Genomic DNA, 2452 nt, shown 5'->3' on the forward strand with positions numbered 1-2452 from the left:
TGAATATTATTTTATTAATTTATGCCAGCACGTTCATATGTGATAAGTATTCCCTCTGGACAGTGCTGCCTAGAAACGATACAACTTCTTCCTTCTAGGTTACTTATAAACTGCTGAGCGAAATAAATCGACTGCATTGACACACCTCCTGAAAATAAAAAAAAGTTGCCCATTTGGACAGCCTAGAAAAAATTTCATTAAGGGTGAGGGGAACACCCCTCTCCTCCTCCAAAGAGCCGATAGGCGACACCAATTTAGTAAAAGGAAAATCAAAAAAGGGGAAGCAGCTTGCGGCGATGCCTATGCCTAATGCCCTCAAATCCCACGGTAGTGGTCCACTCAGAATTCCCCCTTTTTTCCCCTGGCCGCTAGGACGGTTAATTTCACTTGATACAACAGAAATATCTCTGATTCATTAATCAGAGATATTTCGTTCTTTAGTTATAACCGCGTCAAGACTTAACGGTTATGAACCTCTCTTAACCTTAATATGCTCTCTTTCACCTATGATTAGCGGTTATGAGTTTCTCATAATTAATGACTGCCACTGATTAACAAAAAAAGACAGTGTGAAAAATAGCTGAGTTACCATTTTTTCACACTGTCTACATTATTAAAATCATATTACTATTAAAGTTTAGTAAGGAGTTTTTGCACCGAGATATCTAGTCTTCCAATAGGTAGATGTCATATCTGAGATCGTTACCCCTGTTGAGGCTGCACTGATAAATTTGTTGTTTCCTAAATAAATGCCAACATGGGATGGTCCGAGTTTATAAGTTTGAAAGAAAACAAGATCTCCTATACTTGGCGAAGCCACTGGTGTTGTTGCATCCCATTGTGTTGCAGCAGTCCGTGGTAAGGAAATGCCGACTTTATTAAACACATATACAGTAAAGCCACTGCAATCGAAACCTGCTGGAGTGTTTCCTCCCCATTTATACGGCGAACCTAGATATTTCTTAGCCTCTTCTATCACTCCCTGAACGGCAGATGCTGATGAAGTTACAGGTTTTTGAGCTGCTTCAGTAGCAGGTGCTGGCTGTTGAACCGGTGCTGCTGGATTTGAATTCGTTGTTGAGTTTCCAGTTGTTGCTGTTGAACTAGATGTTACCGGTGCGTTTTCTGTCGTTGCTGGTGCACTGGAAGTTGCCGGTGCGTTTTCCTGCGTTGCTGGTGTACTGGTTGTTACCGGTGCTTTTTCTGTTGTTGCTGGTGCACTTGATGCTGCCGGTGCTTGTCCGGTTGTTGCACCAGAAGTTACTGCAGAATTCTCTGCAGCTTTTGTATTAGAAACTCCCTCTGTAGTACCAGTTGCAGGTACACTTGATGTTGTCTCTGTGCTTTGTGATGAAACTGCAGTTGAAGTGGCTTGAGTGCTCGGTGTTGATACAGCACTTGAAGCTGCTGCTATATTTCCAGTTGTAACTGATTCTGATTTCGTCACAATGGCTGGATTTTCCACACTGCTAACCTCTAACGTCTGTCCAGCATAAATCGTGTCAGAGGATAACTGGTTTATTGCTTTAAGCTGGGACACTGATAGATTAAAACGGGCTCCTATGACTGAAAGAGAATCACCTTTTTGAACTTTATAAGAAGAATCATTTGAATTTGTTCCTACAATTTTTAATGACTGTCCAATTCGAATATAACTTGATGTCATGCCATTCAAACGTTTTAGTTCATCTACGGTTGTACCATTGTCCTTAGCAATTTGCCAAAGACTATCTCCTCGTTTGACAGTGTATGTTAGTGATAGTTTCTGATTGACATAGATGGTATCACTTGAAAGAGAATTCCATTCTTTTAATTGGTTAATAGATACATGATTTGAATTGGCAATTTTCCAAAGGCTGTCACCAGGACGAACCGTATATGCGGGTTCTTGTGCACTTGCTGTGGCTCCAAAAGCAGTAAGGACGAGCCCAGCTGTTGCAGCTGCTGTTACTAGATTTTTCTTCACTGTTTTACTTCCTACCTTTCATTATTTTGCTCCAATAAGACATAATAATGAAATAACCATCAAAAAAACATCCACCAAAAGTGGTAGTTCGTTTTTAATCTACTAATATGAATACAGAATTGGTAGAATCTATACTTTTTATTACAAATAGTATATTAATAACTATACAGGAAGAATAATGAAATCGAGGAAATCCTATGTTCGCTCCTGCTTTATGTAATATAATTGCAATCATTTTGTAATATTTAATTATATGACAAAGTGTGACATCAACCGTTTTCATCAAAGACAGCTTATTTTTCCTAGGAAGGGATGACCAGTCTGGAATGCTCTAATTTTTACCAAATTTGACCATTATATCTCTCTGATAAGAATTGTTGTCCTTAATTAAGTAACCAGTGAAAATAAAATAAACCAGCTAATAGTTTGTCAACATTTTTCATTTAAATATCTTTTTATTGTGTGGTATTCTAAAAATAAGCATGC

Annotated in this window: 1 protein-coding gene; it reads right to left on the bottom strand. The window is 38.6% G+C overall.

Annotated features, from left to right (window positions below; all coding sequences use genetic code 11):
* Window positions 1–637: 637 nt before the first annotated feature.
* A complete protein-coding gene (locus KHB02_RS28200; protein ID WP_213146145.1) occupies window positions 638–1966 on the bottom strand; it encodes a C40 family peptidase in 1329 nt (442 codons plus the stop codon).
* Window positions 1967–2452 lie beyond the last annotated feature (486 nt).

Source organism: Neobacillus citreus, assembly GCF_018343545.2.
Classification (GTDB): Bacteria; Bacillota; Bacilli; order Bacillales; family Cytobacillaceae; genus Neobacillus; species Neobacillus citreus.